Source organism: Mucilaginibacter sp. GW822-FHT03E02 (assembly GCF_058801545.1).
In genome coordinates, this window is sequence record NZ_JBXANJ010000001.1 from 2,821,084 (window position 1) to 2,846,527 (window position 25,444).

Consider the following 25,444-nt stretch of genomic DNA (forward strand, 5'->3'; position numbering starts at 1 on the left):
ATAGTATGATAAAAAATAGCCTGATCATATTGCTGGCAACAGGCCTGTTATCCTGTAACCAGCCAGCCCATAAACAACCAACTGCCGATACCGCCAAAACCGGGGCGGCTGATACTACCCTAACCGATAAATCTATCGTTGATGATTCTGCAGCCGATAAGCTGATATCATCAGATACGTCGACTATGGGCCCCGTTGCCACCGACCGCCTCATTTTGCCGGGAAAAGGAATAGGCCATATCCTGATTGACCAGGACCTGGAGCTGGCCTTGAAGCAATTAGGCAAGCCCGATAGCTCGGATGCTGCCATGGGCAGCTCATTAATGGTATGGTTTGCCAAACACGACACCAAAGGCTACCGCACCAGCATTTATTCGCACCGTAACATGGGTGGCAAAGATGAATCTATCAGCCGTGTCCAAAAAATACTGGTAACATCGCCGTGGTTTAAAACTGCCGGTCATTTGGGTGTTGGTACTGCTTTAGATGCTGTTAAAAAAAATTATTCGTTAAAACCTGTTACCAGCTATAAGGCCAATGGCCACGATGTACAGGTTTATACTGATGCCGATAAGGGCATATCTTTCGAGGTAGACGATGTTACTAAAAAATGTGTAGCTGTTGTGGTGCACAAAGCACATGAGGCGGCTTCTGCTTATATCAACATGCATTAAAGGAAAAGACCATATTGATGAGTCAACAAAAAGCGCCCTGCCGGGTAAACCAACAGGGCGCTTTTACTATGAGCAAGAAATAATTATTTCTTCTCGGGCAGTAAAATCAATTTGATAAAGTTTTTGCCGCTTAAGTATTTGTTGGCGGCATCTTTGGTACTTTGCACGGTTACCTGTTCAAGGTTACCTACGTGTTGCAAAATTTGATCCGGGTTTTCGCCATTTTGTGACGATGATGCCAGGTATCCGGCCCAAAAAACATTTTCTTTCATTTGTTCGCGGGTGCTGCGGGCTTCTTCGGCTACAAATTTTTGGATATCGGTTGGTAGGGCACCATTTTGTTTAAGCTTGGCTATCTCATCCAGGGTAGAAGCAATCATTTTGTCTACATTCGCTGGCGCACATCCAAAGTAAACGGTGATGCTATACCTGCCGCTTGGCGTTTTGTGGTAACCGGCCCTTACGCCTGGAGCGTAAACACCGCTTTCCTGCTCGCGCAGGCGTTCAATCAATTTAATATTTAATACTTCCTCCAACGCATCCATTTGGATGTTATTGGCATCGTTATATTCATAATCTCCGCTAAATACCAGCTGCACGCTGCTCTTTTCGGCTTCACCCTTATTAACTATTTTGATGATCTCTCCTGCCGGAGGTTGAATGTTCAAATTCTTGTAGGTTTCTTTGCTATTGGTTGATGGCAAACCTCCTAAATAATGCTCCAGGTAGGGTTTTACCATTTCCACATCAAAATTACCCACCAGGGTGAAGGTAAAATTGCTTGCATCGGCAAACCTGGCTTTATAAAAGCTGTAGGCTTTATCCAACGATGCTTTGCTCAGCCTTTCGGGCGTGGTAACCATTCCCCTGAAATTGTGGTTGCTTAATGTTGCTGATACCGTGTCCTGGAACACGCTCGGCGGATCGAGGCCCCTGTTGGCCAATACAGATTTTGTTTGGGCAATGGTTGATTGCCAGATATCGTTATCCTTACGCGGCTGGGTAAAGTACAGGTAAATTAACTGCAGCGCGGTTTCAAAATCGGCAGGCGAAGAGCTACCCGAGATACCCTGGGCAAATTCGCTGATGTAAGGGGTAATGCTCACATTTTTGCCGGCCATTTTTTTATCGAGCATGCCCTGGTTAAACTGGGCAATACCGCTGCTGCTAATGATAGACGAAGCCAGATTAGCCGATGTAAAATCATCATCGCTTGCCAGCGACGAGCCACCAAAGGCATAGCCGTTAATCAGGATCTGGTCGTTTTTATAATCGGTTGGTTTTAATATTACTTTAAGCCCATTACCAAGGGTCAATGTAGTAGTACCGATCAGAGAATCGACAACGGCATTCACAACTTTTGTACCCTCGGGTAATTTACTCAACAAAGGCTCTGATGATACATTGTCAACATAGGCGGTAACACCTTGTCCTGCCGCGCTTATCCATTGCAGTAATGTGGCTTCGGTTGGTAAGGTAGCTTTGTCTTTTTCGGGGGCTTCAACAATCACTGCCCTGTTTTGGTCGCCAATAAATTTACCGGCCAAAGCATTCATCTGGTCTACCGTGATCTTGTTAATGTTGTTTACATAATAATTGTATTCATACTCAATACCGGGGATTGCTTCGCCTTCTAAAAAGTGTTGCTGATACTCCCGCACAAAATTTGCTGATCGTGTTTTATCGCGCTCTTTATAGGCATTGCCCATTTGCACCAACGCATCCTGTTTGGCGCGCTCCAGTTCGGTAAGGGTAAAGCCAAACTTGCGGGCGCGTTCTGTTTCGGCAACAACGGCTTTAATGGCGCCTTCTAACTCGGCAGGCGTTTTTGCAACAGCAATGGAAGTAAAGGCATCCTGCTCACCCAAAAAGCCACCATAGCTTGAGCGGCCAAACAAAAACGGCGGATTTGGTTTTTGCAGCAATTCGCCTAAACGGGCATTCAGCATCTGGTTAAACAACCGTATCCTGACACTCTGCATATAGTCAACTGTGTTTTTAACCGTTGTACCAGGATGTTTTACAATTATTTCGGCCAGCGTGTAAGGAAATTCCTTATCTGTAGCTATTTTAACAGCAGTACCCGGTGTAGCAGGTACGGTATACTTTGTGCGTGGTTTTTCGGCAGTTGGGTTTTGCAGGCCCGAGAAGTTTTGCTTTATCAGCTCTTCAACGTGCTTGGGGTCAAAATCGCCAACCGCTATTACCGCCTGCAAATCGGGACGGTACCAGTCATGGTAAAAGCTTTTTATTGTCTCGGGTTTAAAGTTTTTAAGGATATCTTCCTTACCTATAGGTAAACGCAAGGCGTAGCGGGAGTTATTAAGCAACACGGGTAATACCTGCTGTTGCAAACGCTCCTGGGCATTTTTGCCACGCAGCCGCTGCTCTTCTAAAACAACACCGCGTTCTTTATCAATTTCAGCGGGGTCGAAGCTTACGTAGCCTGCCCAGTTGGCCAATATTTTAAAGCCATTATTAAAAATAGCTGCCGTATCGGTAGGAATGGGTAGCTGGTAAACGGTTTCGTTAAATGAGGTGTAAGCATTTAAATCGGCGCCAAATTTCACACCTGATTTTTGCAGGTAATCAACCATTTGGTTTTTAGGAAAATCGCGGGTGCCGTTAAAGGCCATGTGCTCGGTAAAGTGGGCAAGACCTTGCTGATCATCGGTTTCTAAAACAGATCCTGCCTTGTTTACCAGGTAAAGTTCTGCCTTGTTTTTAGGTTCAACATTTTGCCTGATGTAATAAGTAAGGCCATTAGGCAGTTTGCCAATAATTACCTTATTATCTATGGGCAATACATCTGCTTTTGCAAGCAATTGTGATGCTACCGGTTTGCTTTTAGGCGATGGTGCCGGCTTTTTTTTAACTTGTGCAAAAGCACTTCCTGAAGCTATAAGGAAAGCTAAAGCGGCTACAGAAAGCTGTTTATTTAAATTCATATTATTATAGGGAATATTTTATGCTAAGATGCTAAACGAAACTATTAGTTACAAATTGTGGGTGCTTAATTATTGTTTGGCGGGCGTTTCTTTTTTCGCAAAAGCATCCTGCATCATTTGCTCCAGTTCAGGCCGGTGATCTGCTATTGTTTTTTGTCCCAATGCCATACCCTTTTGCATTAAAACAGGAGTTTTCGCAGCTACCTTTTTGCCAAGCGGCGAATTGTAAAAAGCCGTTAATTTATTGAGTTCGCCTTCGGTATATTCGGCAGCATACATTTTTGCAAATTCCACTTTCAATGCATCCCACGAATAATATTTGGCCATGAAGCGCTTCATGACATTTATAAACTCGCCTCGTTGTGCTTCGGGAATTTGTGCGCTTGATGCGTTTATCATATTGTCAACAATTCCTCCAAATTGATTATTTATGCCGGTAGCTATTAAAAGTTGTTCGGCCGCTTTTAATTGCGATGCGCTGAAGGATGGTGTGGTAGTTTGTGCCTTTGAATTTGTGATGCTAAAGAGCAAAATACCCATTAAGGCGATAAGGGTTGGTTTAAATTTCATTTACTATATTTTGATAAAAATTTTTCTAAGATACAATATCCACATCACCAGCCATAATATAATAACTGTAAATATGGCGCTTGCCAACGAGGCATTCACCGGGGAGAAATTTGGTTCAAAAAATGTTTGATAAATTGATGAACCGCCAATTTTTATCATCCCCATATAATGGGGGATGAAGCCCGATAACACGTACGCCGCAATAGCATTTGTACCAAATACCACAAAAGGATAGGTAAACCGTTTACGCCCCTGCACATCGATAAGCCAGTAGCTTAGTGCAAGCGCAATGGTGGCCAGCCCGCCGGTATAAAGCACAAAAGGGCTTGTCCACAAGGCCTTATTAATTGGGAAAAACAAATCCCAAACCAGCCCTGCAACAACGGCGATAGCGCCATAGGTAAACATCCAGCTTACCTTGACATTATCGTCCACATCTTTCCGCTTCAGCCAGGTGCCAATCCTGATACCGAGCAACCCGGTTGCTACTGCAGGCAAGGTGCCCAATAAGCCTTCGGGATCCCAGGTGCGCGATTCGCTCCAGAGGTGATCGGGGGTAAAAACCAACCTGTCTATCCAGGCCCCCATGTTAGTGGCCGGCTCCAGGTTGGCATAACCTACACCCGGGACGGGGATAAATGTCATGATGATAAAATAACCAATTAACGCGCCTGCAAAAATCCAATCGCGTGTCTTTTGTGATGTTTTTAGATAGATGATGGTACAAATAAAATAAACCAAAGCGATACGTGGCAATACGCCGGGAAACCTTAAATGCGAAAACCCCCGATCCCAATGAAATATCAATTGCGTTATCCAGGGGATGGCAATTAAGATAACGGTGCGTTGCAGGGCTTTCAGAATTAATTTGGAATGAGAAACAGTTGCTTTCCTGCTTTCCATAGCATAGGTAACCGATACGCCAACCATAAACAAAAAAAATGGAAACACCAGGTCTGTAGGCGTACATCCATTCCATTTGGAATGCTCCAGCGGTGCATAGATATGCCCCCAATCGCCGGGATCATTCACCAATATCATGGCGGCAATGGTAGCGCCGCGCATTACGTCGAGGGAAAGGAGTCGTGCTGGTTTTTGAGTATTGGTTTCGCTCATTTAAATACTGTTGTTATTTTATAAATATAGCGATGGATTTGAAACCCATCGCTATGGTACGTTCAATTATTCACTCGGTTGATAAATGGAGATTTCGATGCCTATACCCAGCTCTCCGCTTAGCTTTATCAAATCCTTTGGGAAATACTTTGATTGTACGAATTTATCAGGATCATATACAACACCAAAATCCAAAGTAGCGTACTCAATTCCATGGGTGAGTGCTATATGTTGTAATTCTTCCTGATGCTCTTGCAATATTTAATAGCATCGGTTGCCTGCTTGTTAAACTCGGAAAAATCAGCATTACTAACTTTTATATGACAACCAGAGTGCTCATTTTTTTTACCATTGGGCTTAGATTTATATTCCGGCGAGCCTTTATAATATATGGTAAACGGTGATATTTTACTTTGAAAAATAAAATCATCTACATCAAAATTCTTGCCTGTTATTCTAAGTATACAAGACATAGTTCTGTAAAATCTTAAAAGATAAACCTCTTAAATCCTTCCATAGCCTCATATTCAGCTAGACCCAAGCGGTCGTACTTCTTCGCAGTATCACGCGTCCTGTCTTCGGCGCGTACCCAAAACTCCCTCGCATCATCACCAGGGAAAACAGGCCTGTCTTTTTGCGATTGGTGTTTGAAGATGGCATTGCGCTTGCGGATGACCTCCTGCGGTGAAAGTGGCACAGCCATCTCAATTTCATAGGTTTCAAACTCGTGCCATGCGCCACGGTACATCCATAACCAGCAGTCTTTTACCCATTCTTCGGTTGCCTTCAAACGGTCAAGGGCGGCAAGGATAATGTTGAAACACACCAGGTGGGTTCCGTTCGGGTCGGCAAAATCACCGGCAGCGAAGATCTGGTGTGGCTTTATTTTTTGTAACAGGTCGATGGTTAACTGGATATCTTCTTCGCCAACGGTGTTCTTTTTGGTTTTACCTGTTTCGTAAAAAGGCAGGGCCATAAAGTGGATATGGTCGTCTTCCAAACCTGCATAACGGGCTCCCGAGATGGCTTCTGTTTTACGGATGAAACCTTTCACATTCCTAATCTCGCGGGTATCAATCTGGTTGGGTTGTTTTTGCGGAAAAAAGGCACGCATCTCTTCGTATAATTTGGTCAGATGGGTGCCGTCTTCACCAATGCTATTGGTAAAGTCGATAGCGAACTCCATGTAACGCAGCACGTCATCATCCCATACGGCAGTATTGCCCGATGTTTGGTAGGCAACATGCACATCATGCCCCTGGTCAACCAGGCGGATGAAGGTACCCCCCATCGAGATTACATCGTCATCCGGGTGCGGGGAGAAGATAACCGAGCTTTTTTTTGCCGGCAATGCCCTTTCAGGCCGTTGTGAGTCATCCGCATTGGGTTTGCCACCCGGCCAGCCGGTAATGGTATGTTGTATCTGGTTAAAAATATCAATATTGATGTTGTATACCGGGCCCTGCTCTACCGCTAATTGAGCCATACCGTGGTTATTATAATCTTCTTCGGTAAGTTTAAGTACCGGTTTGCCAATGGTATCGGCCAGCCAGATCACGGCTTTCTTTTTCAGCGTATTATCATCCCATGAACAATCTTTAACCAGCCACGGGGTGTCAAAACGGGTTAGCTCAGAGGCAGCGGCTTCATCCAGCACAAATTCAACATGATCTGATAATTGCAGGTAGGTAGCAGGTACTTCACCGGATATTTCACCTTCCACGGCTTTTTTAACAATGGGCGCTTTTTTGGCGCTCCAGGCCATCAGGATAATTTCGCGGGCTTTAAAAATGGTACCAATACCCATGGTAATGGCTTTGGTAGGCACATTGGCCTTACCGCCAAAATCGCGGGCAGCATCGCTGCGGGTAAGGTCATCCAGGGTAACCAGTCGGGTGCCCGAATTTGGTGCCGAGCCAGGCTCGTTAAAACCGATGTGGCCGGTACGGCCGATACCTAATATCTGTAAATCCAGGCCGCCTAATTCTTCAATCTGTTTTTCATAATCCAGGCAGAAAGCTACCACGTCTTCTTTATCCAACGTACCATCGGGTATGTGCACATTGGCCGGTTCGATATCAACATGGCTGAAAAGGTTTTCATACATGAAAGTAACATAGCTTTGGGCGGCATCGGGCTTCATGGGATAGTACTCATCCAAATTAAAGGTGATGACATCTTTAAACGACAAGCCTTCTTCCTTGTGTAAGCGTACCAGTTCGGCATAAACACGGATGGGGGTAACACCTGTTGCCAGGCCAAGCACTGCCTGTTCGCCTTTTGCCTGTTTATCGCGGATAAGTTTGGCTATCCTGCCTGCTACGGCAAGGGATGCCTCCTGCTGGTTGCCATAAACGCTTACCGGCAGCTTCTCGTACCGGGTCTCTTCCAATAAATTTAATCGGGCCATGGGATTGGGTTGAATTTGGTTGAAAACAAATATATCAGATATTTATTGACCGTGCCCATTATTTTAACTTTTGTAAACGACCAAACAAATAGTAATTTAACCGCATGTTACCGTTAAACCAAAATCTGCAAAAGCTTTTTGATGTCGCCCAAAAACCTGTTAAAACCGTTATCGGCTTAATGTCGGGCACGTCATTAGATGGATTAGATATTGCCTTATGCAGCTTTAGCGGCCATGGCCTGCAAACTAAATACAAACTACTGCAATTTATTACCATCCCATATCCCGAAAGCTTTAAAAGCGGAGTACTGCAGGTATTTGCAAAAAAAACGGTCGACCTGGAAAAACTCACCTTACTAAATGCCTACATTGGCAGCTACCATGGCGAATTGGTACTGCAAGCCCTTTCAAAGTGGGATATTGCCCCCGATGCAGTTGATTTTATAGCCAGTCATGGTCAAACAATTTACCATGCGCCAAAGAGGTTACATAAACAGGCAAACTATCCAAATGCCACACTGCAAATTGGCGACGGAGATCACCTGGCGGTAAAAACCGGCATATTGACCATAAGCGATTTCAGGCAAAAACATATTGCAGCCGGTGGCGAAGGCGCACCTTTGGCCTTATATGGCGACGTGCTATTGGGCAGTAAACCCGGCGAAGAAAGGATTTTGCTGAACATCGGCGGTATTGCAAATCTTACCTATCTGCCCGCCAATAATGATCCAGCCAACGTCTTATGTACAGATGTTGGACCGGGCAATACGCTGATAGACGCCGCCTGCCGCCAGTATTTTAACAAGGCTTTTGACGAGGATTCGGCCATTGCCAACAGCGGCAAAGTAAACCACGATTTGCTTGGTACCCTGCTTAGCCACCCGTTTTTTGACGAGGCCGCGCCAAAAACTACCGGGCCGGAATTGTTTAACCTGGCATTTATTGAAAATGCGCAGCAACAATCACAAACAAAGGAGCTGCCGCCTGAAGATTTGGTAAGTACCTTAAGCGCATTCACAGCCGTATCCATCATCAATTTTATCAGGGTCAATATAAAGGCCGATAACCTGAAAATATTTGTGAGCGGCGGCGGAGCCAGGAACCCGTTTGTGATAGCCCAACTGAAGCTGGTTTTTGAAGATATTAAGGATACAAACAGCCTCGGTATTGACCCTGATGCCAAGGAAGCAATATTATTTGCCCTACTTGGGAATGAGGCTTTGTGCGGCGAACCTATTGCTATGGGCAATAATCCCAGTGTGTTAATGGGTAAGTTTAGTTTTGGCGTGTGATGCTTTTACTTATCAATTTGTTATCAGCCTTTTCTTGAGTCAAAACGCCCCCGATTGCTCTTATCTAACGGTTGCAAGGGGGCCTAACCAAGGCAAACGCATCTGATTGGGTTAACATAACTTAACACATTTCAGATAAATATTTACAAGTATTTGATAGTCAATATTTTATATTTAATCATGGTTAACACTAAACTTATAGCGCAATTTAGGCGCATCCAAGTATTTGTGCCTGTTGGCAACATAATCAATTGCCCCCTTCCGCTGGTTTTTCATTTTTTACTATCTGCAACACTTCATCAGCGCTTAAGGCGGCCTGGTATACTTTTACCTTATCCATATATCCATGAAAAATCCTTTCAGAGGGAAACTCCTCATTTCTGCCTAAAGTCCACCTGTTACTAACCGACAGGTTTACAGCCGTTTCCACTACGGTAGTGCCCGCCAGCACGCCGTCAATATACAGGTAGAGCGTTTTACCGGTGCAAACCCCGGCAATGTGATGCCATTGGTTATTCCAGCTGGCGGGCAGGTTAACGGTGCAATCGCCACGCCCCCAGCCGCCGGCAAAAAAAGTAAGCGCTTGATGGTCAGCTACCTGTAGCACATGACTATCGCCTTTGGTTATCATATCAACCAATCCTTTTTCGTTCCCGGTGGGGTATACCCAGCCCATCATGGTGATGGATTCGCCCATATTATCAAGGGCGGGAGTGCTGGGAACCTCAACAAAAGTATGCTCATTAAACCCGAGCCTGCCAACGATTTTTGCCTTTCCGGCAATAACTATTTGCCCGTTATGCTGAAATCCGGAGTTGTCTTTTACCGAACTACCGTCCGAATAATCTATGGGAGAAAGATCAAGCAAAAGTGATTCTGTGTTGTCCTGATACACCTTGTAAAGCACCTTTTGATCACCTGCGGATACCCTTTGGAACCCTTTTGATGCACCCGCCAGTACATGCCCGATCACCTTTTTTTCGCCGGGTTGCAAAACAATGGTATCGGTAAAAATTAAGGAGTCGTTTTTGGTTATGGGGACATTAAAAGTTTGTTTTACGCCGCCAATATTCTTGATGGTATAAGCGAGTTGCTGCGGCTCATTTACCTTAAGCATTAGGGTGGCGGTAAGCCCGGTAATTTTAAAGGGATGCACCGGGGGATTTGGCGGCAGTTTTACATCAACCATAACCGGAGGCAGCCCCTCCAATTTAAGTTCCGTTTTCCCGATAGGGTAAAGCCGGCATACCAGCGAATCTTTTTGGATACCGTCCAAAACTACCATACAGTTTTTGTGAGCATACGGTTTGCCATTTACCAGTAGCGAAACAATTTTAACGCCGGTAGTCCCTTTGTTGCTGATTGAAAAATGAACGGTAAAAGGCTCATCGGGCGCAACCCTGTTTTTTGAAACTGAGCAACTCATTATTTTAAAGCCAGGGCCCTCTTTTGTTTCCGATAACTCAATGGGGTTGTTATCCTTTGGCCAATTGCCTGCCTTATCCGTTAAATCAAAAACCATCGAACCACCGGCTGTTAATACCGAATGCGGCAGGATTAGCTGTTGCCAGGGTTTGCTGTTAACGGTTAAGGCCTTTACGTAACCTTTTGCATCTGAAACATTGCTATTTACAGTAAACTGTTTTCCGTTTGGCAAATGCAGCGTAACAGATTTAAACAAGGGCATGCCGATAGCGTAGTAAGGCCTGCCGGGGCAAACCGGGTAAATGCCCATAGCGCTAAAAACATACCAACTGGATGTTGAGCCCAGGTCGTCATTACCGGGCAGGCCGCCGGGGCTGTTGCTAAAACGATGCAGCATAATTTGCTTTAACCATTTTTGGGTTGAAGCTGGTTTGCCTGCCTGGTTAAACAGGTAAGGCAAATGAAATACGGTTTCGTTATCAAACAGGATCACATTATTGCTAAGCGCCGAATCAAGCCGGCTCGCAAACTGTTTGTTACCACCGGTAAGGTTAATAAGATCCTTAGTGTTATGCGGAACGAAGTAGGAATACACCCACTTATCCCCTTCTTTATAGCCCGACATGCCCGGCTGCAGCTTAAACTCATTATCGTTGCGGGGCAATAGCAATAGCTGATCGTTATTTAAAAGATTGCGGTAGCTGTAGCCGCGGTTTGCCAAAAGCCGGTAGTCTTCGTCACTATGAACAACATTTTTGGCAAATTGCGATAAAGCCCAATCGTCATAAGCATACTCAACCGTGCGGGTAACCGACTCGGACCGGGTAAAGGGGATATAACCTTTTTGATGATAGATCTCCATGTCAGGCTGAATGAAGGGCGGTTCCAATACGCTTTTCTTCATGGCCGTATAAGCCAGTTGCTTATCAAAACCGGTAATCCCTTTCAGGTAGCTATCCACAATAATGGGTATAGCATGGTTACCCGTCATCGATTCGGTTGGCAGGTGTCCGGTTTGTTTATAAATATCCAGCATAGATAAAATTACATCCTGCTGCTTATCCGGGTAAAGCAGCGTAAGCAAAGGGTGCAATGAGCGGAAAGTATCCCAGGGCGAAAAAGCGCCATATTGGTGAGCACCTGTTTTTTGATGGATTTTATCATCATAACCCCGATAATTACCATCCGCATCGTCAATAACCCAGGGGATTAAAAGCGAATGATACAGGGCCGTATAAAAAACGGTTTTATTTTGTTGGTTGCTGTCGGTTACGTCAACAACAGCCAGTTTTTTCTGCCACTCATCAGCAGTAAGTTTACGCAGCTGATCAAAAGACGATGCACCAATTTCCTTATCGATATTTTTTTGGGCACTTGCATAACCAACGGCCGAAGCGCTTAGTTTAAGCCCGATAGTTTTGGGCCCGTCTACCGCAGCTGCAAAACTGAATACCCAACCGCCTTTAACCTGCTTTTTTGAGGTTAACGCTTCGGTAAAGTTGATGACCATATTACCGTTTGAGGCCCGGATTACATTTGGGGATATGATACCGATCTCCCCGGCTTCGCCGATGAATATCTGCGGAGATGAACCTGCGGTAAACGTAAACCGGAACATCCCTGCCCTGGTTGTCGCTATGGCTTCAGCGGTGCTATGGTCATCGTCAAACATCACCTTGTAGTAGCCGGGACTTGCGGTTTCGTGGTTATGCGAAAACTTCCGGCTGTATTTCTGCGGCTCAAACTCACCTGCCGCGTTAACGGGCATCACATAAAACCCGCCGCCTGAACCCTGTGGAAAGCCGCTCATATGCCTGAAACAACTGAAATAACAAATGGTGCTGTCACCATAATTGTAGCCCTTTCCAAACCTGGTTTCGGGGCTTAACTGTATAAAGCCGGATGGTGCAACAGCTCCGGGATAAGTACCTCCTTCGCTGCCCCATTTAGTGAGCACATTGCTTTGGGCAGTGCCGATAAAAGGGTTTACATAGGGCAGGTGGTTGGTGTGTTGGGCTGAGGTGGTTTGGGTAAGGAAGAGCGTTAAAATGAAAGTTACGAGTTGTAAAATTCGCAGAACGCTGAAATGGGAAATGATGTTGCTAAAAGCACGGCGGCGAGTCGACTCACCCCGACGAGGCTGCGCCCGTCTGCCCCTCTCTCCGACTGCGTCGCATAGAGGGGCGAAAAAAAATAAAAAAATGAGATGCACCCTCTTTGCGGCTTCAGCCGGAGAGAGGGTCGGCCAGCGCAGCGTAGCCGGGGTGAGTCGTGGCCAGCGTTCAAGCAGAAATTTGTGTATAACAACAAAGTTCATTGAAAAGTAACGCCTAATCCCCAATATGCGAAACGGATTTGCAAGCGAGTCCTGTAAAGTCCGGGATTGCCTCGTGCCTCGCAATGACGGTAGAATAGACATTCTATCCACGTATAATACCATTCTCCAATAAGATCCTAAGACTTTTAACATTATTATATTTTAATGTATATCTTCCTTTTATCCAATACATAAGCTACCAGCCAGCACAGCATCATGTAGCAAATGGCAAATACCAGTGTGCCCAGTGCGCCGGGGAATATCCGCTGGTAAAAAACCTGGTTTATCCAATCGTAAAAACTCAGTTTGGGGGCTACCCATATGGTTTGAAAAACGGTAAGCAGCAATTCCGACAGCAGGTAAATGGCTAAGGAATTACGGCCCAGGATAAGGAAAAAGTTGGTGCCGCGTTTTACTTTTTCTATTTCGATAACAAATATCAGCAGGCCTAATATGGTAAGGTCGATACCGATGGTGAGGAGCGAAAATGTGCTTGTCCACAGTTTTTTGGCTATCGGGAAAAACTGGCCAAGGAACAAAGCCGATACAATAAGCAACCCGCCAAGCATCATGAGCTTGGCCACGGTTTCGTAAGTTTTACCTTTACGCTGGATGAACGCGCCGGCTAAAAAGCCGCCTATCACATTTACTATCCCGGTTAGTGTGCTTAGTAAACCTTCGGGATCAAAAGCTATGGGGCCGCCTTTGTCGTGGTATAAGTGATCGTTGCCTAATAACACAATGTCCAGTTTGGTACCGGCATTGCCCAGCATGGTATACTCCTTTCCTGCCTCGCCAAATAGCATTAAAAACAGCCAGTAGCCAATCAGCAATAAACCCGATATGATAACCGCTGTTTTTTGAGAGCAATAATGCACAATCAATGCGCCAAAAAAGTAACATAAGGCTATGCGCTGCAACACGCCCATGATGCGGGTATGGCTTAGCGGGTTAAAAGCCCAGCCATCGGCAACGCGATGGAAGAACGGGAACCAGTACATGAGGTAACCCAATAAAAAGATGATAACCGTACGTTTAAATATTTTGCTGATAAAGGCGGTGTCCGACTCAAATTTCTTTTTAGAGAAACTTAAGGCGTTGCCCACCGCAAACAGGAACGACGGAAAAACAAGGTCGGTTGGTGTGAAACCTATCCATGGGGCGTGGTCGAGCGGTGTCCATACATCCGCGCCCGAACCGGGGGCGTTTACGATGATCATGAAACAGATGGTCATCCCCCTAAAAATATCTAATGCTGTAAACCTTTCGGTAGTTATTGCCATGTTTTATTATTTATTGACTATACGTTTATTGACTATACGTTATTTGGTTCAAAAAGGCCCGGTGCAATGGGTTCCCCTCTCGAGAGGGGCAGGGGTGTGTTATCGCGCGTTCAAACACACCCCTGCCATTACACCATTCCTGCCCGCCCCCTCTCAAGAGCTACTGTGTGTACACATCTTTCGGAAACTTATCAATAAATAGAAAAATGTCATTTCGAACGAACTGGGGTGGGCTTTGAGTGTTGGCGTGAGGAGAAATCCTATACGTCATGCTTGCAAATTTGCGTGGTTGAATGCATGGCGTATAGGATTTCTCCTCGTACCTCGTTCGAAATGACATTTTCTTTTGTTTTAAAGATGTGTACACACAGTAGCTCTCAAGAGGGGAATTTAAAACCAAATAACGAATACTCATTGATTATTTAATATCTGTATTTGTTTGTGTTATAGTGCGGCCTGCTTCCTGTTCGGCCACTATCAGTGTATCACCGGGCTGCTTGCCCTCCTCGTCATAAATCACCAATTGATTCGGGCCTGTTTTTAGCCAGCATTCGGGAATGTATAAACTGATAATGGGTATCTTCTCCGGGTACCGCCCAATGTTATGCCCGTTAACCCATACCGAGCCATGCCCCAGCCCCTTTGGCTCAAACCGCCAGATAAAGGTTTTTCCTTTTGCCTGTGGTATAGTAAACGTAGATCGATAAAACGAGGGGGCATTGGTTTTAACCTTGCCGGTAAATTTTTGCCAGCCCTTTACTGCCAAGGCATCGCCGGGGCCGCCTTTCATTTTCCAGCCGGTTACGGCCGGCGCATCGCCAATGGCATTAATTTTTACAGGCTGATCGATGCCGCCTTCGTTGGAGTAGTTTTCTATAAATACAACAAGCCGTATAGGTGCTGTTAAAGTACTGGCATCGGTTATATTCACTTCAAAAGGTTGGTTCCAGCCATCGTGTTTAAACACCTGTTTGCCATTGATGAATATGGTCGCATTTTCATCCACACTTTTAAACTGCAGCGTTATTTTTGATGTGCCTGCGGGCTGTTGCGGTATAATTGTGGTAAACCAGCCGTATCCCTCCTTTAAATTAAAAACATCGGTGTTTATTTTATAGGGTTTAAATACAGTGGTATCAAACGTTGGTGGTCCTTGTTTAACATCGCTTATTTTATTGGCCCTGGCAAAATACCAGTTGCTTAACTCGCTGATAAACGGACCTCCTTTTTTAATCAGCGCCGGACCAAACACCCCTTTACTATCTACCTCGTCAATCGGCCCAAGGTAAGCGGCCAGTTTGTCCCTTCCATCGTGTGCCGCAAAAATGGCGAGGGTATGTTTGCCTTTTTTTAGGTCGAGGGTTAGCTCTCCATCTTTCAGTTTCCATTGGGCAGCAGGCTTACCATCAACAAAAGCCTGCCCCCTGCCGCCGCCTTTTACCTGCAAGGTATATTTGCCAGAAACCGGGGTGGTAATTGTAGTACGGTACCAGGCATCGGCCGTTACATCGCCGTCGGCACCCATCGGTACAGGGTTCTTTGAGGATAGCCATTTATCCGCGTTATAATTTACGGCAGACGCACCCGATGCATTTTTAAATTCCCAATTGCTGAGTGCTATTGTTTTGGGTTGATTGACTGTTATTGATGGAATCTGGTTTAAAAGCACCGTTTTTTGAGCCGCGTAAATCCAAACCGGGTCTTTTTTATCTTTTAATAATGGCTGCTCTATATCAGCGGTAAAAGGCTGATCATTAATATCAATTTTTCCTACATAATCCGCACCACATATAATGTAGGGGGTATTGTGCGGTTTATCGATATAGGTTTTATCTGTTAGCTGCCTGTTCATGGCCAGCACACGGATGGTTTGCGTACCGGCTTTAAAGCTATACGCTAATGGCTGGGTAATGGAGGGCATAGTTAGGTTGATGCTTACATTTTCGCCATTGATTTTTACATTTGGGTTTTCTGTTGATGCCTTGCCCTGGGTTTTAAAATATAAAGACAAGGGCGATCCGACTTCGGCATCCGTAATAACCGTAGTGGTATTACCCTGTCTTACAATGGCAAACACCCTTGTCAGCGCCCAATTGAGGGTAGCCTCATCTGTCAGTTTATAGTTATGGACTAAGGGATATATCTCGCCGGGCAAAACGCTTACCTTTTTATCAGTCAGGTTTTTATCAGCAATATCCAATGATGTGGTTATGGGTTGCTGTCCCGTGTTATCCAAAAATATAATCGCACCGGCTGGGCTTCTACGTGCGCTCACTTTTAAGGCAGGCTCCGAAACTATATTGCTGTAAGCGTCACTGTTGTTTACGCTATTTTCCAGCACCTCTTCAAAACTACGGCTAAACCAGGCAGCCCGTTTAAAGGCATAGTATATTGGCCTTAAATCGCCTGCCTGGCCAATAGCTGCGCCGTAATCGTATGATGCCGCGTCTTCGTCGTTATTAGTGTACCCAAAGTTCGATCCGCCGTGTGCCATGTAATAGTTATACCCATTGCCGCCGTTGGCGATGATTTTCCAGGTGCGCCTATCATAAAGCTGGTCGTCGCCCGGCTTGGCGCCGTATTGCGAATACCATACGCTCCAAAACTCGGTAGAAAACCAAGGATTTGGCCTTGCAGCGTCGTCCAGTTTGCCATCTCCTGCCGGATCGCTGGCGTGGTGCAGGCCGCTAAAAAAGTAAGGCACCTGCAGGCCCATACTCAGCGCCTTGGTTTGCAAATGTTTAAAATAGCCATCGGGCATAATAGTTCCCCAGCCTTTTGGGTGCTCGTTTTCCAGCTGCACCAGTATTACCGGGCCGCCCTTATTAATTTGCTGGCTGAATACGATAGGTAACAGGCGATCAAAAAACCTGTCGACATATTTTTCAAACTGCGGATTATTTTCCCTTACCCTCAAACCTTTTTTAAACTTAAGCCAGATGGGGTAGCCTCCGTTATCCCATTCGGCACAGTAATACGGGCCTACGCGTACAATGGCGTATAGGCCCAGGGCGTTTACTTCCTTTAAAAATTGGTTAAGGTCACGGTCGCCGGTGAAATCAAATTTGCCTTCCTGGGCTTCATGAAAATTCCAGATGGTGTATATCTCGATACAGTTAAAACCCGCACGTTTGATGCGCAGCAACCTGTCGTGCCAAAGCTGGTGAGGAATGCGGGCATACTCTAACCCTGCTGATACGATGAACGTGCGTTTGCCATTTATCAAAAATCCCTTCCTGTCAAAGTCGATATAAGGTTTGGCGGAGGTGGATGGAGGGAAGATGTGGTCGTTACTATCCTGGGCTTTTATAGTTGTACCGAATGCAAAGCAAATCAGGCTTGTTATAAAGAGGTATGTGCTTTTGATCATGTGTTTATGATTCAATGTATTTTGTTGTTGTGACTACGATTTTCCTTTCTGTCATCCTGAGGAACGAAGGATCTATTTACCGCCCTGCATGACTAATAGAACAGTTTGCGAATAGATCCTTCGTAACGCCCATGACATATCCTATTTTCCTGTCATCCTGAGGAACGAAGGATCTATCAGCTGTGCATGACCGATAGAAAAGTTCGCGAATAGATCCTTCGTCCCTCAGGATGACAGTTTTCATTTCTTTTCCCGATGACTGTGTCCCCACAGGCATTTTCGTTGGTACGCTCGGCTTTGAACGCTGGCTAAGACTCACCCCGGCTACGCTGCGCTGGCCGACCCTCTCTCCGGCTTACGCCGCATAGAGGGTAAACCCCAATTTTTTATTTTCTCGCCCCTCTATGCGACGCAGTCGGAGAGAGGGGCAGACGGGCGTAGCCTCGTCGGGGTGAGTCGTCGCCGTCATGCCCTTTCCCCAATGCCTGTTTCCTCACAGGCATTTTCCCAATACATCGTTGGGCCACCCCTAACCGAAAACATTCGGAACCGCGGTCTGTGAGGACACAGACCGCGGTGAAAAAGTCTCCCCTACCGGGGGAGATTTAGAGGGGGCACGTTAATACGTCGCCTGCAACACCAAATTATTATACTTTGCAAACAGCGCTTTCGCCTTTTGTACCCCATCGCCTTTGGCAACATCGGTATAAGCGTTATCGTGTTTGTTTACCCATTGCCATTCCCAGTTTTTTACCTGGGTATCAAACGCTTTGGCATCAAAGGCGGCGCCTGTGGTCATGGCTTTGTTTAGCTGGCTAAAGTATAGCTCCCAGCGTTGTTTGTAATAGCCTTTTATTAAGCCTGCCCATTGCCGGTTGGAGTACTCACTCAATCCGCTTTCTTTATCGCCCCAAAGGGTTACCAGGTCGCGGGCGTTCAGTTCATACAGGTTCCGTTCTTTATCGGTAATACCATTGGCCCTGGCTTCGTTAATCCATTTACCCAGTAAAAAATCTTTACGGGTGCTCAGCAAATCGTCCATATCATCCATGAGCTGTAAAAAGGCGGTACTGTATTTTGTAAAGGCTTCCTTATCGCCGCTTTTATAGGCCGATGCCATTTTTTGCTGCAATGGCGATGCGTAGTTAGCCAGCACCTGCCGGGTTACATCAATTACATCGTACTGATAGCCATCGCTTTGTTTCAGGCTATCGGCGGCGTTTACCAATAGCTGCCAGGCTTTGGCCAGCTTTAGGGGATCATAGCTCAGTTTGGTTAAAACCCTGTCGATAGTTTTCTGCATGGTTGGCCTGGCCACAATGATTGATTCGGGACCGCCCTCGCTCAGGCCGCTGCTGTAAACCGTGTTCAGTAATATATGCCACGCTTCGGATGCGTTGGCATTGGTTTGCCCGTAGCGCCTGTGGGCATAATTATTTACCCAGGCATCGGCATCAATCGGTGTATCGCGCCAAACATTCTCCAGCATTAATGCAAACAGCGCCGGGTTTTGCTCAATGCCTTCCGGGGTAACCCCTATGCCTATCATGTTTTTTGACTCAGGATCGTGCAGGGCAATGGCAGGGTCGGCAGCTACGTGGCGCATGCGGCCAAACAGGCTGATGTTACCTCCAAAGTTTTGCAGCATACTCCAAATCCAGGGCTTACCATAGTAGGCTTCGGTACGGTTCCATACCGGGTGCGAATCGCTGTACAAATCAAGTACAATCATCTGGTCGTTAGGTACCGCGTTTAGCAAGGCTTTTATTTGTTGCGGCTGCCAGAATTTATTGTTGTAATGAAACATCCAGCCCTGCATCACCCAAACCGCTTTTGGGTCGGCAGCGGTCATGGAGCGGAATACTTTTTTGCTCATGCCATCCAGGTAGGTTGAATCATTGGTAGGCGGCACATTCTCGTTAAAAGTATCGGCCGAGTACAGGTGATCGGTACCAAACTCTTTGGTTTGCGCTTCGATATATTTTTTGCCGATGGTTTCAAAAAGTTCATCATCGGGGTCGAGGATATATACATCCGGAAAACCGGCATCCCAGTTGGTTTTTTTAACTTTTGCCTTCGGAAACCTGTCTTTAAACGATGGAGGCACATGCCCGGTAAATGACGACAATACGGGTTTCATCCCGAATGAACGTTCGCGTTCCAGTACCTTTTTTTGCAAAGCGCGGTGGCTATCCATCCAGTGCTGCGGCAGCGGGCCACCCCAGGCATCAATGTTGCCCATCCAAAACCAGGAGAAATAAGCCGGTCCGCAAAAAAATGCGTCCAGTTCTTTATCGGTAAAGCCCATGCTTTTGTATACATCCTGCCAAACGGCTTCTTCGCCGGTAATGGCCAGCGGCATGTTGATACCGTTGAGTGCCATCCAGTCAATTTCCTTTTGCCAGCGGGCCCAGTCCCACCAGGCCATGGTATAGTTAAATGTGCAATAGTTAAGGTAATAGCGGTATTGATACGGCGTGGTTTTATGTATTTTGGCTGTAACCGCAGGCAAATTTGCAGGCAGGTTTAAATTGGTACCATTCCAGCCTATATCGCAAAAGCAATAGGTTTTAAGGTAATAATTTAAAGCTGCAGCTACAGATAGCCCATTGTTACCACGTAAAACTATTTTACCATCGCGGCTATCCAGCTCAAACGCATCTTTATTGTTATCCTGCGGGATAGCTTCAATTACAAAAGCGCTTGCCCTGCCTGGAATTACCCGGTTTATAAAGCTGATGGATGCCTGCTGATCAACCTGCGCATTGGCATTTAAGCCGCATGCGACTCCTATAAAAATAAACAACCACTTTCTCATTGATATGCCTTGCTTTCTAAAATAAATAAGCCCTTTCAAGCTTTCTTAAAACGATTACTGTACACGTCTTCTAAATTCTAATTTCATAAAACTATTGTCATTTCGAACGAGGTACGAGGAGAAATCTTGTACGCCTTGCAATCCGACAAATCAATCTATGCAGGGCGTATAAGATTTCTCTTTCGCCCCATTGCCCATTCCTGCGCCGCTCAATCGAAATGACATTTTTTTGTTTTAAAAAGAGCGGTACGCATCGTACTCTGTTTAAATCGTACTCTGTTTAAATAAATAAAAATGCCGGTGACCAACACAAATTGACTTAACAAATTATTGCTGGCTACCGGCATTTAATAGATCATTTTACTTAAAGTTTGGATTTTGTACCAAAACGCCTTTACTCTTATCAATTTCTACCTGTGGCAGCGGGAAATAATAATTTTTAGGGCGAACAAACGTAACTGTTTTAGATTGGTCGATAGGCGCTTTTGAAACTGCCTTGTTGTATATGGCTGCAATATCAACAATGTTTTTCTTGTCCCAGCGCATCAAATCCTGGTGACGCTGGTCTTCGCCGGCAAGTTCAACACGGCGCTCGTGAATAAGTTGTGTCATGCCTGCACCTACAACCGGCGGCAACAATGTTGATGCCCGGCGGCGCACCTGGTTTATCAACGCATCACCTGCACCGGCACCCTGCGTACGGATAAGCGCTTCGGCAACCAACAGGTAAATATCTGCCGACCGCATTAACGGCACCGCGAAGGTATGATCTACACCACCACCATCGGCTGCGGTATTAAATACGGCATACTTTTTAAAAGCAAACCCGGTTGCCGACAGATCGGCAGTAAAAGTAGTTAAACCATTACCATCGCCCAGATCAACCTTATCGCCAACAGTTAATAATGTTGCTGCCTTACGCGGGTCATTGGACTCAAACTCGTTTGCAAGGCCCTGTAATGGCTGGCTAAAGCCGTAACCACCCCAAGGCCTTGGGATATAATAAACCGTAAAGTCGTTTTGTACCACGTTTTGCAAAGCCTGGATAGAGAACAGCAACTCGGTACTGTTTTCATTTGCACGGGTAAAGTTATCGGCATAATTGGCAGCCAATGCATAATGCGGGTTTGAAATTACCTTTTGGCCCGTTGCAATTGCTTCGGGGAGCTTTTCCCAGTACATGTACAGTTTGGTTAGCAGGCCCAACGCGGCGCCTTTGCTTACTCTGCCACGATTTGAGGGATCGTAACTTTCGGGCAACAGGTTAACAGCTTTTAGTAAATCGCTTTCTATTTGTTTACGAACTTCTTCAATCGGCGATTTAGGCACGTTAAATAATTGTTTAGCATAATCTTCATCGGTGATGATTGGCGCATCGCCATGAATGATCATCATTCGCCAGTAACCAAAGGCTCTTAAAAAATAGGCCTCGCCCATGCTGCGGTTTTTAACATCGGCAGAAATTGCAGTGATTTTAGGGATATTGATGATACAATTGGTAGAGCGGTTAATCTCTTCGTACCTCCATTTATAAGGATACCTGATAGCCGCGTTTGAAGCATCGTACGTTAAATTTTCTATACCTTCGTCTTCACCATGATCACCAGAGCGCCAGTAATCGTCAGATGGGGTATCGAACGTTGCTTCGGCGTGTCCAATGTAATCTTCTTCTTCTAAAAGGCTGTATATTCCATTAACGGCGTTAACCGCGTCAACCTCGTTCCTGAAATAGTTATCGGAAGTATAAACTCCTTGCTGCTTCAGATCAAGCGCTTTCTTACAGGCGCTGCTGAATAAAGCCAGTGTGATTACTATATATAATATTTTGTTCGATTTCATGATCTTATAATTTAACTGTTAAACCGAATGTGATTGTCCTTACTGATGGGTATTGGGCCACATCAACCCCTCTTTGTTTGTTGCCATCTGTATAACCTAATTCCGGCGTATAGCCTTTGTATTTGGTTATGATAAAAACATTTTGACCAGAGGCGTACAGCCTTACACTTTTTAACGCAGCTTTTTTAGACCATGTTAACGGCAAAGTATAACCTAACGTGGCATTTTTAAGGCTGAAATAGTTGCCGCTTTCCACAAACAGATCGGAGGTGCGGTAGTTGTCATTCGCACGATCAAGCGACATTCTTGGAATAGTGTTGCTTGTACCCGCAGCTGTCCAACGGCCCAAATCTTCGGCATACAGGTTAAACGGATAAGTCGGGTCGATCCCCTGCATCCTGTCGGCATTATATAAGCTTACGCCAAATACACCTGTAAAGCTTGCAGACAGATCAAAGCCTTTATACGATAAGCTACCTTGTATACCTGCAGTAACGTTTGGATTAGGGTTACCCAGGTTGGTACGGTCGTTACCGTCAATTAAACCATCACCATTTATATCAAGAAAACGAACATCGCCCGGCTTAATACTTCCTTTCCTCGAATCGTTCTTAAGGGCCGGATCGTTGTCAATGTCGGCCTGGGTTTGGTATAGCCCATTGGTTTTAAATCCGTAAAATGAAGCTATTGGCTGCCCTTCATAGGTTCTTGAAATATCCTGGCTTGAGCGTCCGTAAACAACAGAACCAATATAGGCGCCGGCGCCATAAAGTTTGGTCACTTTGTTTTTAATGAACGAAGCGTTTGCACCAATTGTATACTTCACTTTATCGCCACCCTGGTAATTTATATCAACTTCAATACCGTGATTATTCATATTGGCTATGTTTTTATCAGGAATTTTTACGCTACCTACGGTAGCTACTTCTGAAGACGGAACGAGCATCTTTTTAGTATCCTTATTAAAATAGGTTAAAGTTGTGTTTAACCTGTTATTCAGGAAGCCCGCATCAAGACTTATATTGGTCATGGCAGTGCGTTCCCAGGTAATATCCGGATTGGCAATGCTGCTTACCGCGGCGCCACTTACGCCCGCGCCACCAAAAACGTAACCATTGTTTTCATAAGTATTGTTAATCTTAATTAAGCTTAGGTATTGATACGGATCGACGTTTTGATTCCCGAGTTCACCATAACCTCCCGTTAATTTAAGATTGCTTATCCAGGTTATATTTTTAATAAATTGTTCGTTAGACAACCTCCAGCCCAATGAAAAGGCCGGGAAATAACCCCATTGTTTGCCAGGGGCAAATTTTGAAGATCCATCTGCACGGAAAGTTACAGTGGCCAAAAACCTGCTATCGTAATCATAAAACAGCCTTGCGAAACCCGACTGAAGAGATGTTGGTTGCGGTATTATATTTGAGTTGAGCTGAAGGGCACCCTGGTTAAGTACTCTTTGATCGGGGTCGGTATCATCATAGCCAACTCTTTTAGCGGTAAAGCCATAATCTTTAAAATTCTGATAAGAATAACCGCCAGTAAAAGTGATATGACTTTTGCCGAATACCTTATCATAAGTAAGGAAAGATTCCAACAGCTGCGACGATATTTCCTCTTCACTTTGTGTTAAGGTAGATGTTGTGTTTTGCCTGGCCTGGTTAACGTCGGCAACATTAAAGTTGTAGTTGCGTATTAACGAGCCGTCAAACGCGTAGTTAACGCGCAGTTTCAATTCTTTTAAAAATGAAATCTCTGCAAAGGCATTAGCAAGCGCCCTATACTTTTTAGTGTACTTATCGGTTTCCTGTATAGTAGCATAAGGGCTATTAATATCGCCTAACTGATTACCAAAAGCTTTTGATGTACCAAAAGTACCATCTGGATTTACCAGCGGTATAGCCGGGTTAAAACGGAGCGCCGAAAATATAAGCCCTGTCTGCGAATCGTTATTATTAAACCCGTTCTGATTGCCATAAGTTAATTGAATGTTTTCGCCCAGCTTTAACCACGAGGTTATTTTATGCTCCGAATTAACCCGGGTGCTGTAACGCTTAAAATTGGTTTTGTCGATGATGCCATCCTCATTATAAATCGACTGTGAAAAATAATAGTTGGAGGCATCGTTTCCTCCCTGTATAGTAACGTCGCCATTGGTTACATGGCCCGTACCCATAATGGCGCGTTGCCAATCGGTGCGTTGTGTGGCGTAGTAGGTATCAGTCCACGGTGCATCTATAGTTGCGCCATCATTGGTATAACGCTCTCTTTTCAATTTGTACAAATCAGGAGCGGTAAGCAGCTTGATGTATTTGGTTGTATTTTGAAAACCGTTGTAAAAATTAACCGATGTTGATAGTTTTTGATTGTAAGTACCCTTTTTGGTAGTCACCAAAACCACACCATTTGCAGCCCTTGTACCATAAATAGCACTGGAAGATGCATCCTTTAAAATGTCGATAGACGCTATATCGTTAGGATTAATATCACTTAAGGCATCAGGATTAGTGGTAGGTACACCATCAATAACCACAAGCGGATTGGCATCATTAATGGTACCCGTACCACGTATCCTGATACTTGGTGCTGCGCCCGGCGAACCGTCGTTACGTACAATATTTACGCCACTGGCACGGCCATCTAAGGCCTGGGCGGCAGATGCTACCGGCAGGTTTTGAATATCGGTGCCTTTAATACTGGCTACAGAACCGGTTACATCTACTTTTTTACTGGTACCATAACCTACTACAACAACTTCTGTTAAAGCTGATGGTAAAGCAACAAGAGAGATAGACAGGGCCTGATCGCCGGTTACGGTTACTATTTTTTTCTCGAAACCTATATAACTAAACTCCAATACACCGTTAACCGGGGCGTTTATTACGAAGTTACCGTTAATATCGGTTGTTACCCCAAGGTTGGTACCCTGCAGCCTGATGTTTACGCCAATGAGCGGTTCGCCTTTGCCATCAACCACTTTACCTTTAACAAGCAACAGGGCATTGGTTGTTTCGGCTGTTGAGATGATCACTACGTGGTCATCGGCCATTTTGTAGGGCAGCTTATTGTCCATAAGCGAACTCAACACTTGTTCGATAGAAGCGTTTTTAACGTCCAAATCAACCTTGCCCAGTTTTTTTATGGCGGCATAGTTGTAAAAGAAACGGTAATCGCTTTGTTTTTGAATTTTGGCAAGTATGGTACTTACCTCGGTTTGCTTAATGCTGAGTGTAAATTTCTGTTGTGAATAAACACTGGCCGAAACCTGCATGCAGGTAACCAGGATTAGCAAGAAAACTGCTTTCATTAGCAAAATAACTTTAAGGCATACGGGGGCACCCGGAATGGCAAATGCCCTTCTTGTTTTTTTCATTACATTTGT

The 25,444-nt window shown here is 45.2% G+C and carries 13 protein-coding genes; 2 read left to right on the forward strand and 11 right to left on the reverse strand.

Translation table 11 applies throughout. The annotated features are described in order from the left end of the window. The first annotated feature begins 5 nt into the window (after window positions 1-5). The gene (locus AC1RM2_RS11885; protein ID WP_492985295.1) at window positions 6-674 is read left to right on the forward strand and encodes a hypothetical protein; all 669 of its coding nucleotides are present in this window, start codon (window positions 6-8) and stop codon (window positions 672-674) included. Between the two features lie 83 nt (window positions 675-757). Here the strand turns inward: AC1RM2_RS11885 and AC1RM2_RS11890 are convergent, their stop codons facing one another. The 5 genes from AC1RM2_RS11890 to nagB form a co-directional block, all read right to left on the reverse strand. Beyond that, window positions 758-3,622, reverse strand: coding sequence for a M16 family metallopeptidase (locus AC1RM2_RS11890; protein WP_492985296.1), 2,865 nt, complete (start codon window positions 3,620-3,622; stop codon window positions 758-760). 69 nt (window positions 3,623-3,691) lie between these two features. Then, a complete protein-coding gene (locus tag AC1RM2_RS11895; protein WP_492985297.1) occupies window positions 3,692-4,192 on the reverse strand; it encodes a DUF2059 domain-containing protein in 501 nt (166 codons plus the stop codon). 3 nt (window positions 4,193-4,195) lie between these two features. Next, on the reverse strand, window positions 4,196-5,308 hold the full coding sequence (locus AC1RM2_RS11900) for an acyltransferase family protein (protein ID WP_492985298.1): 1,113 nt from the start codon (window positions 5,306-5,308) through the stop codon (window positions 4,196-4,198). A 66-nt stretch (window positions 5,309-5,374) separates the two neighbouring features. Further along, window positions 5,375-5,566, reverse strand: a complete 192-nt coding sequence (locus tag AC1RM2_RS11905; protein ID WP_492985299.1) for a hypothetical protein — start codon at window positions 5,564-5,566, stop codon at window positions 5,375-5,377. A 229-nt stretch (window positions 5,567-5,795) separates the two neighbouring features. Continuing rightward, complete coding sequence (nagB, locus tag AC1RM2_RS11910) at window positions 5,796-7,718, reverse strand: glucosamine-6-phosphate deaminase (RefSeq protein WP_492985300.1); 1,923 nt, start codon at window positions 7,716-7,718, stop codon at window positions 5,796-5,798. A 104-nt stretch (window positions 7,719-7,822) separates the two neighbouring features. On the opposite strand from nagB, the gene AC1RM2_RS11915 reads away from it, so the two are divergent. Further along, window positions 7,823-9,010, forward strand: a complete 1,188-nt coding sequence (locus tag AC1RM2_RS11915) for an anhydro-N-acetylmuramic acid kinase (RefSeq protein ID WP_492985301.1) — start codon at window positions 7,823-7,825, stop codon at window positions 9,008-9,010. Window positions 9,011-9,257: 247 nt separating this feature from the next. Here AC1RM2_RS11915 and AC1RM2_RS11920 read toward each other — a convergent pair whose 3' ends face one another. From AC1RM2_RS11920 to AC1RM2_RS11945, 6 genes are all read right to left on the reverse strand, one after another. Next, on the reverse strand, window positions 9,258-12,905 hold the full coding sequence (locus AC1RM2_RS11920) for a GH92 family glycosyl hydrolase (RefSeq protein WP_492985302.1): 3,648 nt from the start codon (window positions 12,903-12,905) through the stop codon (window positions 9,258-9,260). 2 nt (window positions 12,906-12,907) lie between these two features. Continuing rightward, window positions 12,908-14,035: an acyltransferase family protein gene (locus AC1RM2_RS11925; RefSeq protein ID WP_492985303.1), complete on the reverse strand. Its 1,128-nt coding sequence runs from the start codon at window positions 14,033-14,035 to the stop codon at window positions 12,908-12,910. Between the two features lie 418 nt (window positions 14,036-14,453). Continuing rightward, window positions 14,454-17,405 (reverse strand): beta-galactosidase, encoded by a 2,952-nt coding sequence (locus AC1RM2_RS11930; protein ID WP_492985304.1) that lies wholly within the window; start codon window positions 17,403-17,405, stop codon window positions 14,454-14,456. 619 nt (window positions 17,406-18,024) lie between these two features. Continuing rightward, a complete protein-coding gene (locus tag AC1RM2_RS11935; protein ID WP_492985305.1) occupies window positions 18,025-20,223 on the reverse strand; it encodes an alpha-N-acetylglucosaminidase in 2,199 nt (732 codons plus the stop codon). Window positions 20,224-20,583: 360 nt separating this feature from the next. After that, window positions 20,584-22,062, reverse strand: coding sequence for a RagB/SusD family nutrient uptake outer membrane protein (locus tag AC1RM2_RS11940; RefSeq protein WP_492985306.1), 1,479 nt, complete (start codon window positions 22,060-22,062; stop codon window positions 20,584-20,586). 4 nt (window positions 22,063-22,066) lie between these two features. Beyond that, entirely contained in the window at window positions 22,067-25,435 is a 3,369-nt protein-coding gene (locus tag AC1RM2_RS11945) for a TonB-dependent receptor (RefSeq protein WP_492985307.1), read from the reverse strand. Between the last annotated feature and the right edge of the window lie 9 nt (window positions 25,436-25,444).